General features: G+C 59.9%; 13 protein-coding genes and 1 pseudogene. 8 read left to right on the forward strand and 6 right to left on the reverse strand.

Annotated features, from left to right (window positions below):
• Window positions 1-118: 118 nt before the first annotated feature.
• The 4 genes from KVG95_RS06140 to KVG95_RS06155 form a co-directional block, all read right to left on the reverse strand.
• A complete protein-coding gene (locus KVG95_RS06140; protein ID WP_217854916.1) occupies window positions 119-1,891 on the reverse strand; it encodes an acyl-CoA dehydrogenase C-terminal domain-containing protein in 1,773 nt (590 codons plus the stop codon).
• Between the two features lie 64 nt (window positions 1,892-1,955).
• Window positions 1,956-3,626 (reverse strand): cation acetate symporter, encoded by a 1,671-nt coding sequence (locus KVG95_RS06145; protein ID WP_217854917.1) that lies wholly within the window; start codon window positions 3,624-3,626, stop codon window positions 1,956-1,958.
• Window positions 3,626-3,952, reverse strand: a complete 327-nt coding sequence (locus tag KVG95_RS06150; protein WP_048393398.1) for a DUF485 domain-containing protein — start codon at window positions 3,950-3,952, stop codon at window positions 3,626-3,628. Before KVG95_RS06150 ends, KVG95_RS06145 begins: the two co-directional genes overlap by 1 nt.
• A 122-nt stretch (window positions 3,953-4,074) precedes the next feature.
• Entirely contained in the window at window positions 4,075-5,697 is a 1,623-nt protein-coding gene (locus KVG95_RS06155; protein ID WP_217854918.1) for an acyl-CoA synthetase, read from the reverse strand.
• 229 nt (window positions 5,698-5,926) lie between these two features.
• Here KVG95_RS06155 and KVG95_RS06160 point away from each other — a divergent pair, with 229 nt between their 5' ends.
• From KVG95_RS06160 to KVG95_RS06170, 3 genes are all read left to right on the forward strand, one after another.
• Window positions 5,927-8,203, forward strand: coding sequence for a PAS domain-containing sensor histidine kinase (locus KVG95_RS06160; RefSeq protein ID WP_217854919.1), 2,277 nt, complete (start codon window positions 5,927-5,929; stop codon window positions 8,201-8,203).
• Window positions 8,204-8,207: 4 nt separating this feature from the next.
• Entirely contained in the window at window positions 8,208-8,843 is a 636-nt protein-coding gene (locus tag KVG95_RS06165) for a response regulator transcription factor (protein ID WP_217854920.1), read from the forward strand.
• Between the two features lie 195 nt (window positions 8,844-9,038).
• The gene (locus tag KVG95_RS06170; protein ID WP_217854969.1) at window positions 9,039-10,223 is read left to right on the forward strand and encodes a patatin-like phospholipase family protein; all 1,185 of its coding nucleotides are present in this window, start codon (window positions 9,039-9,041) and stop codon (window positions 10,221-10,223) included.
• A 9-nt stretch (window positions 10,224-10,232) separates the two neighbouring features.
• Here KVG95_RS06170 and KVG95_RS06175 read toward each other — a convergent pair whose 3' ends face one another.
• Entirely contained in the window at window positions 10,233-10,880 is a 648-nt protein-coding gene (locus KVG95_RS06175) for an MliC family protein (protein WP_217854971.1), read from the reverse strand.
• A 251-nt stretch (window positions 10,881-11,131) separates the two neighbouring features.
• On the opposite strand from KVG95_RS06175, the gene KVG95_RS06180 reads away from it, so the two are divergent.
• From KVG95_RS06180 to KVG95_RS06195, 4 genes and pseudogenes are all read left to right on the forward strand, one after another.
• Entirely contained in the window at window positions 11,132-11,587 is a 456-nt protein-coding gene (locus tag KVG95_RS06180; protein WP_217854921.1) for a YMGG-like glycine zipper-containing protein, read from the forward strand.
• 24 nt (window positions 11,588-11,611) lie between these two features.
• Window positions 11,612-11,677, forward strand: a pseudogene (locus KVG95_RS06185) (hypothetical protein); the annotation flags it as partial.
• A gap of 28 nt (window positions 11,678-11,705) precedes the next feature.
• Complete coding sequence (locus KVG95_RS06190) at window positions 11,706-13,187, forward strand: DUF3300 domain-containing protein (RefSeq protein ID WP_217854922.1); 1,482 nt, start codon at window positions 11,706-11,708, stop codon at window positions 13,185-13,187.
• 26 nt (window positions 13,188-13,213) lie between these two features.
• Window positions 13,214-14,101: a DUF2950 domain-containing protein gene (locus tag KVG95_RS06195; protein ID WP_217854973.1), complete on the forward strand. Its 888-nt coding sequence runs from the start codon at window positions 13,214-13,216 to the stop codon at window positions 14,099-14,101.
• Between the two features lie 61 nt (window positions 14,102-14,162).
• On the opposite strand, the gene KVG95_RS06200 is transcribed toward KVG95_RS06195, so the two are convergent.
• On the reverse strand, window positions 14,163-18,992 hold the full coding sequence (locus KVG95_RS06200; protein ID WP_217854923.1) for a M10 family metallopeptidase C-terminal domain-containing protein: 4,830 nt from the start codon (window positions 18,990-18,992) through the stop codon (window positions 14,163-14,165).
• A gap of 282 nt (window positions 18,993-19,274) precedes the next feature.
• On the opposite strand from KVG95_RS06200, the gene KVG95_RS06205 reads away from it, so the two are divergent.
• On the forward strand, window positions 19,275-19,439 hold the full coding sequence (locus KVG95_RS06205) for a con-10 family general stress protein (protein ID WP_217854924.1): 165 nt from the start codon (window positions 19,275-19,277) through the stop codon (window positions 19,437-19,439).
• Window positions 19,440-19,536 lie beyond the last annotated feature (97 nt).

Genomic DNA, 19,536 nt, shown 5'->3' on the forward strand with positions numbered 1-19,536 from the left:
CCTTTGTTTTTATTATGGAAAGACAGGTCCCGCGGCCCTCGCCAGGTGGGCGAGGGCTTATCAATAAAAAACGCGAACGCCAAAAAGAGAGGAGCGTGGCGCCGCGTGGGTTCAATCGTTAGAACTGTTCGGCGCTCAGGCCAAACAAGGAGGCACTGCCCGCGCGGATGGATTGCTCCAGGCTCAAAATGCGCGGTAGCAAGCGGTGTATGTAGAAGTCGGCGGTGGCGATCTTCGCGCCATAAAACCCGGCATCTTCGGGCAGCTTTTGCTTGGCAACCTGCGCCATGCGCGCCCAAAGCCAGGCATAGGCGACGTAACCGAACAGGTGCAAATACTCCACCGAAGCAGCGCCGACTTCGTTGCGATTGGTGGTCGCCTGGTCCTGCAGCCAGTCGCTCAGGTCTTCCAGACGCTGCACGGCATCGAACAGTTGAGCGGAGTAGAGCGCGTCGGGCTGATGGGCGAAATGGCGGATCTTGCCGGTGAACTGGCGCAGCGCGGAGCCCTTATCGGCGAGCACTTTACGTCCAAGCAAGTCCAGGGCCTGAATGCCGTTGGTGCCTTCGTAGATCTGCGCGATGCGCACGTCGCGGACCAATTGTTCCTGGCCCCACTCGCGGATGTAGCCATGGCCGCCGAACACTTGCTGGCCGTTGATGCAGCTTTCCAGGCCGGTGTCGGTGAAGAACGCCTTGGCCACCGGTGTGAGCAGCGCGACCAGGGTTTGCGCGCTGTCCCGCTCTTTGGCGTCATCGGAAAACTTCGCCAGGTCCAGTTGCTGCCCGACATAGCTGGCGAACGCACGGCCGCCCTCGGTCATGGCTTTCATGCTCAGCAGCATGCGGCGCACATCAGGGTGGACGATGATCGGGTCGGCCACTTTGTCCGGCGCAACAGCACCGGTCGGCGCGCGACTCTGAACACGTTCACGTGCGTAGGCGACGGCGCTCTGATAGGACGCTTCGGCGCAGCCAATGCCCTGAATGCCGATGGACAAGCGTTCGTAGTTCATCATGGTGAACATCGCCGCCAGGCCTTTGTTGGCTTCGCCGACCAGCCAGCCGCTGGCGCCATCGAAGTTCATGACGCAGGTGGCCGAGGCCTTGATGCCCATCTTGTGTTCGATCGAACCGCAACTCACAGCGTTGGCATCGCCGAGGGAACCGTCGGCATTGACCAGCACTTTGGGGACGACAAACAGCGAGATGCCTTTGGGCCCCGCAGGTGCGTCCGGCAGTTTGGCCAGCACCAGATGGACAATGTTTTCGGTCAGGTCCTGTTCACCACCGGTGATGAAGATCTTGCTACCGGTGATGCTGAAGCTGCCGTCGGCCCGGGGTTCGGCGCGGGTGCGGATAATCCCCAGATCGGTGCCGGCGTGGGCTTCGGTCAGGCACATGGAACCGGCCCAGCGCCCTTCGTACATCGGCGGCAGGTAGAGGTTTTTCAGGGTGTCACTGGCGTGGGCATCCAGCGCCAGGCAGGCACCGGAACTCAATGCCGAATACAGCGCGAAGCTGGAGTTGGCGCCGTAGAGCATTTCTTCGAACTGCACGGCGAGCATCTTCGGCATGCCCATCCCGCCAAAATCGGCGTTACCGGACAGGCCCACCCAACCACCTTCGATGTAGGTGGCATAAGCCTGTTTGAAACCGATCGGCGTGCTGACTTGGCCGTCGGCCCACTGGGCGCCTTCCTCGTCGCCACTGCGATTCAGTGGCGCAATCAGGTGCGAGGTGACTTTGGCCGCCTCCTCAAGAATGGCGTCAGCGGTGGCGGCGTCGACACTGTCGGCCAGGGCCGGCAGGCGTGCCCACAAGGCCGGGGCATCGAACACTTCATGCAATACAAAGTGCATGTCGCGCAGCGGGGCGTTGAATTCGGGCATAACGTGAACCTCAAAAGGGTGTGCGATGGACACGGCGCCGCTTGAGCAGGCCGTGCCCTTTCTATCAATGGGCGGAAGCGCTGGCGGCGCCGAGGCCGGTCTGGGCACGGACAAACTGGTCGGCGTAAGCGTCACGCTCCTTGTCGGCCCGCACGCTGCGGTCGAGTTTGGATACGACGACGATCACCAAGAACGCCAATGGCATGGAGAACAGCGCCGGGTGGTCGTACGGGAAAATCGCATGCGCATGGCCGAGCACGGTGACCCAGACCGCTGGCGAGAGGATCACCAGGACCAGCGCGCAGATCAGCCCGGCGAAACCGCCGATGATTGCGCCTTTGGTGGTCAAGCCTTTCCAGTACATGGCCATGATCAGCACCGGGAAGTTGGTCGACGCAGCGATGCCGAAGGTCAGGCCCACCAGGAACGCGACGTTCATCTTCTCGAACAGAATGCCCAGCAGAATCGCGATGATGCCAAGGCCCACGGTGGCCATGCGGGTCACGCGCATTTCCTGTTTCTCGCTGGCTTTGCCCTTCTTGAACACCGTGGCGTAGAGGTCGTGGGAAATCGCCGAAGCCCCGGCCAGGGCCAGCCCGGAGACCACCGCAAGGATGGTGGCGAAGGCCACGGCCGAGAGGAAACCGAAGAACAGATTGCCACCGACCGCTTTGGCCAAGTGCATGGCAACCATATTGCCACCACCCATCAAGGTGCCGCCGATTTCGCCATTGACGTAGTACTGCGGGTCGGTGCCGATGATCACCATCGCGGCGAAGCCCAGGGTGCATACCACCAGGAAGAAAAAGCCGATGAAACCGGTGGCGTAGAACACCGATTTGCGCGCTTCCTTGGCGTTAGGCACGGTGAAGAAACGCATCAGAATGTGCGGCAGGCCGGCAATCCCGAACACCAGGCCCAGCGACATCGAAGCGGTATTGATCGGGTCGGCGAGCATTGAGCCAGGGCCCATGATGTTCCAGCCACTGGCGTGCGCCTGAACGGCTTTGTCCGCGAGGGTTTCGTAGCTGAAACCGAACTGCGACATGGCCATCAATGCCAGGGTCGTGCCGCCGGCAAGCAGCAGCACGGCCTTGATGATCTGCACCCAGGTGGTGGCGATCATGCCGCCGAAAATCACATAAACCAGCATCAGCGCGCCGACGATCACCACGGCTACCGGGTAGTCGAGGCCAAACAGCAACTTGATCAACTGACCCGCACCGACCATCTGCACGATCAGGTAGCAACACACCACCGTCAGAGAGCCGAAGGCGGCGAAGATCCGCACTTTGTTCTGGTCCAGGCGATAGGACACGATGTCGGCAAAGGTGTAGCGCCCCAGATTGCGCAAGCGCTCGGCCATCAGGAAGGTGATGATCGGCCAGCCGACGAAGAAACCGATGGTATAGATGAAGCCATCGTAGCCCTTGGCAAACACCAGGCTGGACAGCCCCAGCAGCGTAGCGGCGGACATGTAGTCGCCGGCAATTGCCAGGCCATTCTGAAACCCGGTGATGCCACCGCCCGCGGTGTAGAAGTCCGAAGTGGATTTGGTTTGCCGCGCGGCCCACCAAGTGATGGCCAATGTGCCCAGTACGAAGACGAAGAACATGCCGATCGCATGCAGGTTGAGCGGCTGTTTTTCCACTGCACCCAGCGCGGGCGCAGCCAGCACTACGGAAGCCGGCAATAGCCCGGCAGCGGCGAGGAGAAGTTTACGCAGCAGAGTCATCACTTGCTCTCCTCGAGAATGGCGGCGCCCAGTGCGTCGAAACGCGTGTTGGCGCTGTAGACGTACCAACCGGTCAGTAGCCAGGAAAAAATGATGATCGCCGCGCCAACCGGCATGCCCAGGGTCAACATCCGATGTTCGGCGATCGGCGCGTGCAGCCACTGCGGGGCAAACGCCACCACCAGCATGAACGCGTAGTAGGTGCCGAGCACGGCAGCACTCAGCGACCAGGCCAGGCGCGAACGGCTGCTCACCAATTGAAGGAATTTGGGGTTGGAGCGAATGCGTTCACAGCGTTGGGTATCGGTTGAATGAATGTCGATCATGGGTGGCTCCACATTGTTCTTGTTATCAGTGTGTAGGTCAGGGGCAGGGCCAAATTCAGCCTGCACGAGCCCGAAGCGGCAGGTAAAACACCTGCCGCCTGGTGGGTACAACGTCGATTCGGCTAGAGCGCTTTGGCCCTGTCGCGCAAAACGTACTTCTGGATCTTGCCGGTTGAAGTCTTCGGCAGCAGGGTGAAAATCACGGTGCGCGGGACTTTGAAACCGGCCAAGTGTTCGCGGCAGAAACTGATGATGTCGGCCTCGCGAACGTCCTGGTGATCAGCCTTCAATGTGATAAAGGCACAGGGCGTTTCGCCCCATTTCTCATCGGGACGGGCGACGACGGCCGCTTCCATGACCGCTGGATGTCGATAGAGCACCCCCTCCAGCTCGATGGTGGAAATGTTCTCACCGCCGGAAATGATGATGTCCTTGAGTCGGTCCTTGATCTCGACATAACCGTTCGGATGACACACCGCCAGGTCGCCGGTGTGGAACCAGCCGCCGTCGAACGCTTCGGCTGTGGCGGTCGGGTTCTTCAGGTAGCCCTTCATTACGGTGTTGCCACGCATGAAGATCTCACCGATGGTCTGACCGTCTCGCGGGGTCGGCTCCAGCGTCTTCGAATCGCCAACCATCACACCTTCGAGCGTCGGGTAGCGCACGCCCTGACGGGATTTGATTTGCGCCCGTTCGTCCAGTGGCAACTCATCCCATTCGGCATGCCAGGCGCAGAGCGTCACCGGGCCATAGGTTTCGGTCAGGCCATAGACGTGGGTGACTTTGATGCCCATTTGTTCCACGGCACCGATCACTTTGGCCGGCGGTGCAGCGCCGGCGACCATCGCGTTGACCGGGTGATCGATCGCCGCTTTCGCCGATTCCGGCATGTTGACCAAGGCATTGAGCACGATCGGCGCAGCGCACAGATGGGTGACCTGATGCTCGCGGATCAGCGTGAGGATTTTCTGTGGATCGACGCGGCGCAGAAACACATGCACACCGGCCATGGCGGTGACGATCCACGGGTAGCACCAACCGTTGCAATGGAACATCGGCAAGGTCCAGAGGTACACCGGATGGTTACCCATGGCCCAGGTCATCTGGTTGCCCAATGAGTTCAGGTAGGCACCGCGATGGTGGTAAACCACGCCTTTGGGGTTGCCGGTGGTGCCGGAGGTGTAATTCAGCGAGATGGCTTGCCATTCATCATCGGGCCACTGCCAGGCGAAAGCAGGGTCGCCTTCGGCCAACAGCGCTTCATAGTCCAGATCGCTGACAGCCTGGCCTTCGCCATATTCCGGATCATTAACGTCGATGACCAATGGCGGGTGATCCAGCATGCCGATCGCCGCGTGAATCACATCATGGAACTCACGGTCGGTAATCAGCACCTTGGCTTCGCCATGCTGCAGCATGAAAGCAATGGCTTCGGCATCCAGACGCACGTTGAGCGGGTTGAGCACCGCGCCAATCATCGGCACGCCGAAATGCACTTCGAGCATCTCGGGAATGTTAGGCAACATCACCGCCACGGTGTCGTTCTTGCCGATGCCGCGACCGGCTAGCGCCGAGGCCAGACGGCGGCAGCGGGTGTAGGTCTGCGCCCAGGTGCGGCGGATCGAGCCATGGATGACGGCGGGATAGTGTGGGTAAACGCTGGCGGTGCGCTCGATGAAGCTGAGCGGAGACAAGGCAATATGGTTGACAGCCGCAGGGCCTAGCCCTTGTTCATAGATCGACATGTACGGTACTCGGTGGCTGATTGTTAGCTCTATAGGTGACCTTGCAGCGTAGCCGCTGAGGTCGCCTTTTATGTCCGGCCTGCTTTATATAACATTCAGCCAGTGATATGGAAGTACAACCTACGTCATATAGGATATGTACTATATTTGATTCTTGTGGATCTAAATGAATACAGTGACACCGCCGAGGCCGGTATATCCTTGGCTTCCCCAACGAAGCGGACCCGTGATGACCCTGACTCCCGTTCGATTGCACAGCTGGTTGCGCCTGCAGCGCGAGGGTGTGTCTCTGGCCGCCCGGGCCGATGCGTTGTGCCGTGCGCTGCAGGATTGCCCCGAGGTGCGCCGGGCGGTTTATTTGAGTTGGCAACCCAATGCGCGGATTTACAGCCACGAGGGCGCCGCCCAGCATTTTCCACCGGGGCTGGGCGACCCTTCGCTGGCCAGCGATCAGCGGCTGTTTGATCGGCTGGCCGAAGCGGGGCGGCTGGATCTGGCTCAAGTGCGTCAACTCGATTGTTGGCTGGCCGGCCGACTGCGCCGGGCCGCTATCAGCCATGGCCAGGTGTTTGATCTGGCGTTGCAACCGGGGCAGGCGGGTTTGTTGCTGGTGGAAGTGTGCGAGGGCGTGAGTCTTGATTGGCTGGGTTGGGTGCAGGACTTGCTGACGACGTTGCTGAGTAGCGTCAACGGCATGCTGCGCGGCTCACCGCTGTTGGGGCACGACCCGCAACCGAGTCTGTTGCTCGATGCGCAGGGCCGGCCGCTGGAGTTCAATGCGGCGCTGCTGGCATTGCTGGCCGAAAAGCCGCTGACCGATGTGCTGGGTTTTTTGCCGGTCAATCACCGTGTGCTGGTACGCGCCTGCCTGGACCAGCAGCGCGCCATCGAAGGGGTCGAAGCCCAATTCGAAGCGCAGATCCTGATCTGGACGTTTATCCCCGATCCCCAGGACAACCGTGTGCTCGCCCGGTGTCGCGATGCCACGGCACAAGTGCTGGCCGAGCGTGAAGCGGCCACGGCACGGCGGCTGTACCGGCTGATCATTGAAAACACCACCGACCTGATTTCCCGACACACACCGGACGGGCGCTTTCTCGATGCCTCGCCGGCGTCCTGGACATTGCTCGGCTACTGGCCGGAGGAGCTGCGCGGGCAAATGGCCCAAGGCTTGTTCCATGGTCAGGACCTGGCCAGCCTGGTGCAGCGCGCGCGGGATGCCCTGGAGCAGGACGGTTATCACACGATGACGTATCGGATTCGCCATCGGGATGGGCATTACCTGTGGTTTGAAACCGCCAGCCGGGCGATTCGTGAGACCTATACCGGAGCGGTGGTGGAAGTGGTCAGCGTGTCCCGGGACATTACCGCCCGGGTGCTCGCCGAGGAGAACAAGCGACGCCTGGCGGAAGTCGTCGAGGCCAACACCGATCCTGTGTTGTTCATCGACCCCGAGGGTCAAGTCACTTACCTCAATCCAGCGGCGCGGCGCGTCCTCGGGATCGACGAGCAACAACCGATGCCAGCCCTGGCAACGTTGTTCGCCAGCGGCGACCTGGCACGTCTGCAGCGTGATGGCTGGAGCAGCGCCGAACGCGACGGTGTCTGGAGCACCGATGCGCGATTGCAACCACCGGCAGGTGGCACTTCGGTGCCGGTATCGCTGGTGCTGCTGGCGCACCGTTCGGCCGGCGGCGAGCGCTATTACTCGTTGGTGGCGCGGGACATGACCGAGCGTGAACTGCGTGAAGTGCAGCAGCGCCGTCATCAGGACGAACTGGCGCACACCGCGCGGTTGGTCACCCTGGGTGAATTGGCCTCGGGCATCGCTCACGAAATCAACCAGCCATTGGCTGCGGTGGTCAATTACGCCAATGCCAGCCAGCGCTACTTACAGACGCTGGACTCCAATCCCCAGGCCGCCGCCAAAGTGGCCCAAGGGCTGGAGCGCATTACCCATCACGCCACTCATGCTTCAGAAGTGATCAGACGTTTGCGGGCGTTTCTGCGCAAGGGGCAACGCCGCATGCAGGCCTTGAATTTCACCGAGGTCGCCCGCGAGGCCGTGCGTTTATGCGCCTGGGAGGCGAGCAATTGCCAAGTGACAATCGAGGATCGCCTACCGGATAATCTGCCGCCGATTTATGCCGACCGAGTGCTGCTGGAGCAGGTCCTGCTCAATCTCTTGCGAAATGCCATCGATGCCAACCGCGAACAACATCCGGGGCAACCCTCGCTGATCGTGATGGCTGCGGGGCAGGGCGGTGGTGCAACCGTGGAAATCAGTGTGCAAGACCAGGGGCCAGGCGTCAGCGAGCCCGAACTGGAGCAGATATTTACCCCGTTCTATACCAGCAAGGTCGATGGCCTGGGGCTTGGCTTGTCCATGAGTCGCAGCATCATCGAAGGTTTTGGTGGCGAATTACAGGCCCGACGCCAACCTGTCGGGCTGCTGATGTGCTGCCGCTTGCCGCTGGTCGGCCCAATAAAACAACAACAGGAATAACGTAATGGCAGGTGCGACGGAGCACGTGGTGTATGTGGTCGACGATGACCAAGGCATGCTCGATTCGACAGTCTGGTTGCTGGAGTCGGTAGGGCTCAAAGCCTTGCCGTTTACCAGTGGCGTGGCGTTTCTCAATGCCTGTGATGCCAGTCTTGATGCCTGCGTGCTGCTCGATGTTCGCATGCCCGGCATGGGCGGTTTGAACGTGCAGGAAGAGATGCGCGCACGTGAGCTGAACCTGCCGATCATTTTCGTCAGCGGGCACGCGGATGTGCCGATCGTGGTTCGCGCTTTCAAAGCGGGTGCTCATGACTTCATCGAGAAGCCCTACAACGAACAATTGCTGCTGGACAGCGTGCAACAGGCGCTCAGCAACTGCGCGGCAAGCCGCTCGGGTAATCAGGGGCACGATGCCTTGCAGGCGCGCTTGCTGACCCTGACCCCACGGGAGCGCGATGTCTTGCTACCGCTGGTCCAGGGTTACACCACCCGCGAGATCGCTGAGCAACTGGGTGTCAGTGCGAAAACCGTCGATCTGTATCGTTCGCGGGTGATGAAACGCATGCAAGCCAATACCTTGCCGGACCTGGTGGGCATGGCCATCGCCGCTGAACTGGTCGATCCGCTGAAGTTGCGGTGATTGCTCGCATTTTCTAATGAGCGTCTATGGGGGGAGCATCAGCCGCAAGACAGACCGGACGTCCCACCAACGTTATGACTGCCTGAGCTTGCGCTAGCATGAAAGATGTTCAGGCCACTCGCCATTGAGAGTCTGGTCGTGGGTGTCGAGTGTGCGTGACGGGCTCTGTCAATTGCAGGGGCCGGAGGAGGCGTGTTGAAACCATTCCAGCTCAGACCTAGCGCCTCAACCCTGAACATGTTGCGTCAAGCGTGCCTGCAACGCCGTGATGCGGTGCCGCCAACGTTAACGGAAAGAGCGCTGATCCCGGACATTCCAGATGCTCGCTACTGGCTGGACCAGGACCTGACACCGTTCATTCGGGATGTGAGCCAGGCCAACCTTCGAGAGGCTGAGGCGCTCGCCAGCGCAGGGTTACCGAACGACATCCTTCCGCGGGCAAATCTGCTGGCCGTTTCGGGCGGCGGCGACGCCGGCACATTCGCCGGGGGCATCATTGCGGGATGGACCCGGCATGGGACTCGACCTGAGTTCAAAGTTGTCACCGGCATTAGCGCTGGCGCCCTGGTCGCCCCGTTTGCCTATCTGGGGCCCCAGTACGACGATGTCATTGTGCGTATCTGCAATGCGGTCGGTCCAAAAGACATTTTCCATGCGCGCAATATGCTGACCCGTCTTACCAGCGATGGTATGGCGCACAGCAAGCCACTGTCGCGGCTCATTGCACAGCACGTCACTGCCGAGATTCTCGCGGCGATCGCAGCGGAATACGCCAAGGGGCGGCTGCTGATGATCGGTACAACCGATCTTGACTCAGGGCGCCCGGTCACCTGGAACATGGGGGCTATTGCCTCCAGCCAGGCACCGGGAGCGCTCGAGCTGTTTCGCAACATCATGGTCGCGTCGATGAGTATTCCCGGTGCCGTCTCACCCGTCATGATTGATGTGGACGTTAACGGTCACCCGTTTCAGGAAATGCACGTGGACGGAGGTGTCCTTACGCAGGTGTTTCTTTATCCACCCGGCACCGTAATGGCGCTGAATCAGGTGCCCGGGGCGCGTTTGCGTCGTGAACGGCATTTCTATGTGATTCGCAACGGCAAACTGGAACTGCAATGGTCCGGAACCAAGCGCCGAACCTTGAACATCGGCGGTCGAGCCATCAGCGCATTGATCCAGAATCAGGGGATCAGCGATCTGGATCGAATTTACCGAATTGCCCAGCAGGATGGGGCGGAGTTCAATCTGGCGTACATCGGCTCTGACTTCCGCATTTCTCGCCTCCATAAATTCGATGGCGAGTACATGAAGCGCTTGTTCAAATACGCCTTTGAACTCAGTGCCAAAGGCTATCCGTGGCATAAATCGCCGAGTACGTGAGAGACGGTCTCAGCCGATAGGCTCGGCCGTACAACTCATTTCCCCTGAGCCTGGCTTCTGGAAAAGCACCACGTTGCCGTCTTGCCAGAAGCTGTAGCTCCCTTGGGAATCCTTGCCCGTGTATTGGGTTCCCGAATCATTCTGCGCCTGGCTCAGGGTGATCGAGGTGTTCGCCCATTTCAGGTACACGACACCAGGCTGCGTGTTAAAGAAAGTGGCGGCAATCAGCGCATTAAGCCCTGTACACCGAAAAGCCAGGGGGCCTTCAGTGAGTCTGTCTGGATCCTTGGTTCTCACAATGGCCGAACCTTGGCGTAGCTGGTGCGCGCGCTCGGCATAATGTCGGATCGTGCACGCCTTGGGCTCAGACGTGGAGGCACACTGATTGCGGGCGTCGATCCAGAACTGCTGGTCAATCATGACTTTGTCTGGACGCGGCACTGAATGATCATCCGTAAGCGCCAGGCGATAAAGACGCGTCAGTTCGATATCCATCTGCATCAGTTGTGGGTCGCGACAAATAAGCTTTTCGACGGGGGCCCTTGCCGTGGCGCAGTCGAAGCTGGTCTGGAAGGTCGGCGTAGCAGGTGAAGCATTGACCCAGCTGCTCGCCGCCGCGCACACGCTGGCAGCGAACAGACAGGTGACCGTTTTCATGTTGGGCTGATTCATTACCTGATACCCGGATTGCTGTGGGATCTATTGATCCGTTGAACAGTCATTTGTTCGCATTGGGTGTATCGCAGTGTAAGTCAGTGCTTAAAACTTGCCGCACCCGTTCGAGTTCGAGGAAGTAAAAGTACAAACGGAATTAGAGCTTGCACCCTAAGAACTTTGTTTCAGGGTTAGTCGCCAGACGCTGAACTAGACTCAAATATCCAAAGCACACTGATAGCAGTGGAGGCTTTATGAAAAAATCCATCCCCCCCTGTCTGGCTACGATTGTCTCGGTATTCTGCCTTTGTGCTTCAGCCGAGACCGTAACGCCGCTCAAAGGGCAGCCCCCCGAAATGATTCAGCAGGACATCAGCGCATGCCAGGCTCAAGCCGGGAACGCAGCAAGCACCAGCACAACGCCTGAATCAGGTGGACGTGTCCGTGGTGCTGCTACTGGCGCAGTAGCAGGTGCGGCGGTTGCCGGAGCGCGCGGTCGTCAGCATGACGAGATTTATGACAAAGTAGACGACGATGTTAAACAGGAATATCGACAGAACAAGGCCAAGGATGCTGCTGTGGCAGGTGCGGTTGTAGGTGGATCCCGGCAGCGTCAGGATCGTCGTCAGGATCGCCGGGAAGAACCGGCGGCAACTGCTTCCGCCTACAACAGTTGCATGCAGCAACGGGGCTACCAGATAACCCCTTGAACCTGAACAACAAAGGGTCATTGCATGAAGATCTGTATCGTCTTTGACGGGCGCGACGGTGCAGGGAAGGGCGGAACGATCAAGGCGCTCAAGTCTGCCTGACCACATAGGGGGTGCAATGCGCATTCCATTGTTTTACGCGGTGTCAGCTGTATTGTTTTTGAGCGGACCTTACTGCCTGGCGCAGCCATTGGATGCGAGCGCGACCGCAAACGCTGCCGATACAGCGCCCGTCACGGCGGCGGCCAAAGATGCCGTGTTTACCCAGGAACAGCTGGATCAAATGCTGGCTCCCATTGCGCTTTACCCGGACCCACTGCTGGCACAGGTGCTGATGGCCACCACGTACCCCGGGGAAATCGCCGAGGCAGTTACCTGGTCTAAAGCACACCCGGACGCCAAAGGCGATGATGCGGTCAAACAAGTGGCGAGCCAGCCCTGGGATCCGAGCGTGCAGGCGCTGGTCGCTTTCCCACAGGTGCTGGTAACGCTGGGACAGGATCCCGTCTGGGTACAACGCCTGGGTGATGCCTTCCTGGCGCAGCCCGACGATGTCATGGGGGGCGTGCAACGTTTGCGTCATCAGGCGCAAGCAGCAGGCAACCTGCAGAGCAACCAATATCAGAACGTGACGGTTCAGGCTGTTGCGGCACCGGCACCGGCAGCAACTCCGGCCCCGGCCCCTGCCAGCAGCACCTCCACCATCATTATTCAGCCCTCCGATCCGCAGGTGGTGTACGTACCCAGTTACAACCCGACAACAACCTACGGCACCTGGCCCTATCCTGCATCGCCTCCCGTTTACTATCCACCGCCGCCAGCCTATTACCCCGGTTCTGCATTGATGGCTGGGCTGGCGTTTGGTACCGGTGTGGCTATTGTCGGTGCGTTGTGGGGTGAATGTGACTGGGGCAATAACGACATCGACATCGACGTCGATCGCTACAACAACATCAATCGCAACAACCAGATCACCAATAATCAGAACAAGTGGCAGCACAACACTGTTCACCGCGATGGCGTTCCCTATCGAGACAGCAAGAGCCGCGAACAGTACGGCCGCCAACTGGACGGTGCCAATAAGCGTGAGGCCTATCGAGGGGAAGATGCTCAGCGAGCCCAGGCTCGTGAAAAAGCCCGTAGTTCAATGGACAAGCACGGTATCGAACGACCTGCCACCAGCAACCGCGAAGCCCGTGATCGAGCGCGCGCAGCCCAGTCCGGAACCTCGGCCAGCAATCGGATGCAAGCAGGTACAGACAGACCGAAGTCGTCTGACAGAAGCCAGGGCACTGCCAGAAACACTCGGGAGAGTCAGCAACCCAGGAAACAGACCGCTCAGGTAAATCAGCGCGGGCAGGGCGACTCGCAAGGGCGCCAGGCTGCGCAAAAACGGCCGTCCGTCAGTACGGCCAGTGCGGGCAGTGCCCGCAACAATGCATTTGCCGGTGTGCGCACACCGTCCCAGGCCAACGCACAAGCCAGTCGTGGCCAAGCCAGCCTGGCATCCGCCCAGCGCCCCAGTGCCTCGCGATCAGCCGGCCATCAGATCAGTCGGCCATCCAATCCACCCGCGCGTCAAAGAGGGGGCCGTCGTTGAAAAACAATGCTCGAGTGAAGGCACTCATGGGCTTGCGCCTTCATGTCTTAGCGATGGCTGCCGGCTTGGCGTGGTCGTGCATGGTTACGGCACAGCAGGCATTTCCAACGCCAGAAATGGCCGCCCAGGCGTTCGTCGAGGCACTGGGTACGGAATACGCCGATCAGGCACGCCTGACAGAATTGCTGGGTAATGAATGGCGCAGTTTCATCCCGCGCGAAGGCGTGCAGCGCAGTGATGTGGATGCGTTTTTGAAGCAATATCGCGAACAACACTCCATTGAAAAAAATAGCGATCGCAAGGCGATCCTGTCGGTTGGCAGTGACCACTGGACACTGCCTATACCCATGGTAAAAGGCGCGAACGGTTGGCGCTTCGACATCAATGCCGGCAGTGCCGAAGTCCGTGCACGTCGAATTGGCCGCAATGAACTCGCCGCGTTGCAATCAGTGCTGACCTATCACGACGTCCAAATGGACTATGCGTCAGTGGATCGTGACGGTGACGGCGCACTCGCCTATGCGCAGAAAATCTTCAGCACTGCCGGCAAGCACGATGGACTTTATTGGGAGGATGACGATAGCGGTCAGATCAGCCCTCTGGGTCCCTTGTTCGGCCAAACCCTTGCTGGCGAAGACTGGCATGGTTACCACTTCCGCATCCTTGATGGCCAAGGTCCTTCGGCACCTGGCGGCGCCTACAGCTACCTCATCGGTGACAAGATGATCCGTGGCTTTGCACTGATCACGTGGCCAGCGAAATACGATGACACCGGGGTGATGAGTTTCATGATCAGCCATGAAGGACAGGTGTTCGAAAAAGACTTGGGACCCGGTGGTGACACGTTGGCGCAGTCGATGAAGCGCTTTGATCCAGACGATAGTTGGAAGGTGGTTACTGCAGATCAAGAGTAGATCTACCTGGGCACTGCAAATCCCCTGTGGGAGCGGGCAAGCCCGCTCCCAGGATGTGGGCCTAACTCAAGACTGTGAAATCGCTGGCGTGCAGCTCCTGGACACCCACCAATTGGATTTCGAACTCGGGGGTGGCCCCGGCGTTGACACTGCCGTAGAGAATGCCATCGGCAAAGCGCAGTTGGCCGGTGGCGTCGGCAGGGTCGAAGGCGTTGCTGCCGATGAAGGTGAAGGCGTCGACAGCAGTGGTCAGCGGGTTGGCGTCCAGGCCGGTGAAATCCAGCAGATCGCCCTCGGTGCTCTTGAAGCCGTTGATCACATCGCGCAAAGCCCCGACGCCCATGTCCGACAGCGCACCAAACGCGTAGGTATCCGCGCCAGTGCCAGCGGAGAGGTTGTCGGTGCCTGCACCGCCGATCAACCGGTCATCGCCCGAACCGCCCACCAGCGTATCGTTGCCCGCACCACCGTTCAGAACGTTCGCGGCGCTGTTGCCCGACAGGCTGTCGGCGTAAGCGCTTCCCTTCACGTTTTCGAAGAATTTCAAAGTGTCGAGCCCGGAACTGACGGTGTTTTGTTGCGCTGACGTCGAGAGGTTTACGGTAACGCCGGACAGGGCGCGTTCAAAGGACACCGTGTCATTGCCATCGCGCCCGTCCAGCACATTGTTGCCGGCTCCGGCGAACAGCGTGTTGTCCAGCGCATTGCCCGTACCATTGGCGGCGCCAGTGCTATCGACATACAGATGCTCGACGTTGTTGCTGAGGGTATAGGCCGCCAGGCTGCTGTGCACGCTGTCGATCCCTCCAGGCGCCGCATTGCTGATCTCGATCACGGTGTCGTCGGCGTTATCGACATAGTAGGTGTCATTGCCATCGCCGCCACTCATGCTGTCGTCCCCTGCGGCACCATTGAGCACGTTATTGGCGGCATTGCCGGTGATGAAGTTGTGCCGCTCATTGCCGGTGCCGTTGATGCCCGACACGCCGGTGAGCACCAGGTTCTCGAGATTGGCGCCCAGGGTCCAGCTGACCGAGGCCTGCACCGTATCGATCTGCGAGGTCGAGGTGTTGGTTTCCACCACGCGGTCGGACGCGTTATCGACCACATAGACGTCGTTGCCATTGCCACCGGTCATGGTGTCGGCACCCAGGTGACCATCCAGTGTGTCGTTGCCCGAACTCCCTACCAGGGTATCCGCCTGGTCGGTACCGGAAATCATGTTCTGAGCGTTGTCGAAGATGTCCTGCACGCTGTTGTTGTCGTTGGGGTTGCCCTGGAAGCCAAGGTCATTGGCAATGTAGTCGGCCAGGCGCTGGCCGACGATCTCCGCCGACTCCTCGTGCAGGTGCCAGACGTCGTCCGGATACGCCAGCGGATCGACTTCGTAGCGCAAGGGGAGGTCGGTGTAGTCCACCGCCAGCTTGACGTCGGCGCGCTCGGCGGCGATGGCTTCCTGGGCGGCGCGGACATAGCCAACCCCCTCGACGATGGAGGCAATCTTTTCTTCCGAATAACCACGGGCACGCGCCGCGTCCTGTTCGTAGTGACCGGTTTCCATCAAGTACACGGTGAAGTTGCCGAACTGGGCATGCAGGTAATCAAACACCTTCAGGGTCGCGGCCTTGTAGGCCGCTGCTGCCGCTGCTTTGTCCGTGGCGCGGCCGATCTCCTGGGCGGCTTCCTCGCCCTGGCCCCAAATGATGCCCATGGTGACGTTATCGATGGATTGCAGTTCGGTGCGTTGGTCCCGCAGCAGCGTCACGGCGCGCAACAGCGCAGCCCCGGGTTGGTTGGTGTCGGTCAGCCACCAGCACAACTGGAGTTCCTCGGCGCTGAGCGTCGACAGGCCGGTGACCGTGCTGCCGCCCACCGCGATGTCGATGCCGTTGCCATTGGCATCGTTGAACTGGCTGCGCACGTCATAGGGGGTGTAGCGGTCCAGGTCGTTGACCAGCATCGAGGTGCCGGACTGATTGTCATCCTCCGTCATGCGCAGAAGGCGCGCATTGGATTGGCCGAGGGTGGGCAGGTAGAGGATGTCCTGCTGGGTGCTCTCGCCAAACACGAAGTCGCTGGCGGTCAGGGTATTGAGGTAGTTGCCGTTGAGGGCGATTTCAAAACGATTGCCATCGGCATCCGCTTCGGCGGACTTGATGTAGGTCTTGTCGCCGGCCGCGTTGAGGGTTATGTACAGCGTGCCATTGCTGCCATCGCCGAGGCCGACAAAGCCCAGGCCCGAAACATCGATCTTGTCGACGCCCGCGGTGAAGTCATAAATCGTGTCGGTGGCCGTGATACCACCGGTGTCGTAGTCGCGGTAGCTGTCGAGCAGGTTGGTGTAGCGGAAGGTGTCGGCACCGTCGCCGCCGTACAGCGAATCGCGTCCGGCACCGCCGTCGACGATGTCCGCGCCGGTGCCGGCCTTGATTGAGTCGTTGCCACCGAGGCCGAGGATCAGGTCTGCGCCCGCCGTGCCGTTGAGGGTTTCGGCATTGTTGGTGCCGGTGATGGTGTTGGCGGGCGCATCGGCCACTACCAGGGCGAAGCTATCGCTGACCGATGCACCGGCCGGATCCATGGCTTTGACCAGCACGTTGTAATTGCCGGACGCGGTGCTGGTCGGCGTGCCGGTGAAGGTCAGGTTGGTGGCATTGAAGCTCAGCCACGCGGGCAGGGCGCTGCCATCGGCCAGGGTCGCGGTGTAGCTGAGGCTGTCGTTATCCGGATCAGTGAAGCTGGTGGCCGGCACCACGTAGCTGAACGGGGTGTTTTCGGTCGCGCTTTGATCCAGCAGCGGAGTGGCCAGCACCGGCGCCTGATTGGTCGGCGATGAGGTGGCGAAGACAAAATTAGCACTGGTCAGCGTGTTGAGGTAGTTGCCGTCCAGTGCCACTTCGAAGCGGTTACCATTGGCGTCGGCGGTCAGGGATTTGATGTAAGTCTTGGTGCCGGCACTGTTGAGCACTACGTATACGGTGTTGTTCTTGCCGTCCCCCAGGCCGGTGAAACCCATGGCCGAGAGATCGATCTTGTCGGCGCTGATATCGAAATCGGTGATCAGGTCGCCAAGGTTGGCACCGCCGGTGTTGTAGTTGCGGTAACTGTCCAGGCGATTGGAAAACACGAACGTGTCCGCTCCGGCACCACCGGTGAGGGTGTCCATACCGACACCGCCATCGAGCTTGTCGTTGCCCGCGCCGCCATTAAGGCTGTCGTTACCTGCCAGGCCGAGGAGGGTGTCGGCCGACTCGCTACCCAGCAGCGAGTCGTTGCCGCTGGTGCCGGTGATCACCCGATTAAAGATGAAGTTATTGGCCGTCAGGGTGCTGGTCAGGTTACCCGAGAGGATCAGCTCGAAACGATTGCCGCTGGCGTCGGCATCGTAGTCCTTGATGTAGGTGCGGTCGCTGCTGGCGCTGTAGCTGACCTGCAGGGTGCCGCCGCGGCCATTGCCCAGGCCGGTGAAACCGAGGTCGGCGAGGTCGATCTTGTCCTGGGTGACGTCGAAGTCGGTGATGGTGTCATCGAAGCTTGTGGTTGCGTTGCGGTAACTGTCGGACTGAGTGGTGAAACGGAACGTATCGGCGCCGGTACCGCCGGTGAGTTTATCGGTGCCTGCACCACCCACCAGAATGTCGCCACCGGCCCCGCCATTGATGGTGTCGTTGCCGGCCCCGCCGTAGAAAATCTCGCTGGCGGCGCTGCCCAGCAGGGTGTCATTGCCAGCCGTACCCTGCACGGTGGTCATCGGCACCGTGGCGCTGACGTAGCTGCCGTCACCATAGATCAGCGTGGCACCCTTGCTGGTGTGGCTGATGGTATTGCCGATAATGGCGTTGCGATCAGTACCGTCTTCGTTGCGTTCGGCGACGCCGTAGGTCGACAGGTCGCTGCCGATGATGATGTTGCCCTGGATGGTGTTATCGCTGCCGTTGAAGTACTTGCCGGACACGCCCAGGGTGTCGTTGTAAGACTGGATGATGATCTCCGGTACGGGGCTGCCCAGGGAATTGTTGGTGAGCGTGTTGTCGATGATCTCGACGTGATTGCTGCCGTAGATGCGTATCCCGGCGCTGGTGTTGTCGTGAATGTCGACGCCGCTGACGGTCACCTCGCTGGACAGTTTGATCAGCACCCCTTCGGCGCCATTACCGTACACCTCGCCACCGGTGATGGTGATGTTGCTCGGTGAGGGAATGTCCTCGCTGCCGCGCTGCACCACGATGCCATTGCCGCCGTTGTTGTAGGCCACGTTATTGGTGAGCGTGAAGTCGTGGGTGCTGGTGACGATGTTGAAACCGTGGCGGTCGTTGTCGTAGGCGATGTTGTTTTCGAAGGTGCTGTTGCTGAGGAAGTCAGCCACGAAGCCGTCCAGGCCGTTGCCGTGGGACACGCTGTTCTTGATGACCATATTGACGGTCTGCTCGTGGGGGTCGAAACCGTACCCGGAGCAATCCTTGATCTCGACGCTGTCGAGGGTGACGTTGGAGTCGTAGCCTGCTTCGCCGGGAATGTAGCCATTGAACCAACCGTCGATCTTGCCCGTGGTGCTGTCACGGTTGCCGTCGATGGTGAGGTTGCTGACGCCGAAGTCGTGGGTTTCCTCGCCATAGGCGGAGCGGATGACTCCCGTGATCTTGGTGTCGGAGCCATCAGCCACCTTGACGGTGGTTGCGCCCATGCCGTCGCCGTACAGGTAGACGTTGCTTTTAAGCATCAGGCAACCGTCGGAGGGTTCCTCCCCTCCCGAAACGATATAAGTTCCGGTCGGCATATACACCTGCCCACCGCCTGCAGCGGCCGCCGCATCAATTGCACTTTGTATCGCCGCCGTGTCGTCAGTGATGCCATCTCCTTTGGCGCCAAAATTTTGTACATTGAAAATCATGAGCTTATCTCCGTATCAGGCGAAAACCTCGGTAGATGCCAATATTCCATCGACAACCACCGTGTTATGACCCAACGGAGGGCAAAAGTTGTGACCGCGTATCGGGGAAGTGTCAAAAAACCGGACTAACTGATTAGCGGTTGCGAGATGTTTTGAGGTGTTTTGAAAAAATAACGTTCTGTTGACGTTTGCTTAGGGGCGTCCGTTGGTCGTGCCGGGGGGACGAAGGTGCAGGGCGCAGTTCCAATGGAGGCGACTGTTTTTTCTTAAAGGAGATTGGACATGACCAAGCGACAAGAACCGCATCACGGCTTTTCCGACGACCCTCAAAAAGTTAAAGAGGCAGGGCGTAAAGGCGAACAAAACGCCAATGTGGCAACCGACAAGGCGGAGAAAGCTCGAATCGGCGGGCAGCATAGTCATGGGGGAACACGCGGAGAACGATGATATACCTGCTCGACCTGCTGATCCCTATGTCAGCAGGTCGCAGTCCAGCCAGTCGCAAATGCAATGACCATTGCACACTCAAGGTCTGATTGCAGAC

Source organism: Pseudomonas farris (assembly GCF_019145235.1).
Taxonomy (GTDB): domain Bacteria; phylum Pseudomonadota; class Gammaproteobacteria; order Pseudomonadales; family Pseudomonadaceae; genus Aquipseudomonas; species Aquipseudomonas farris.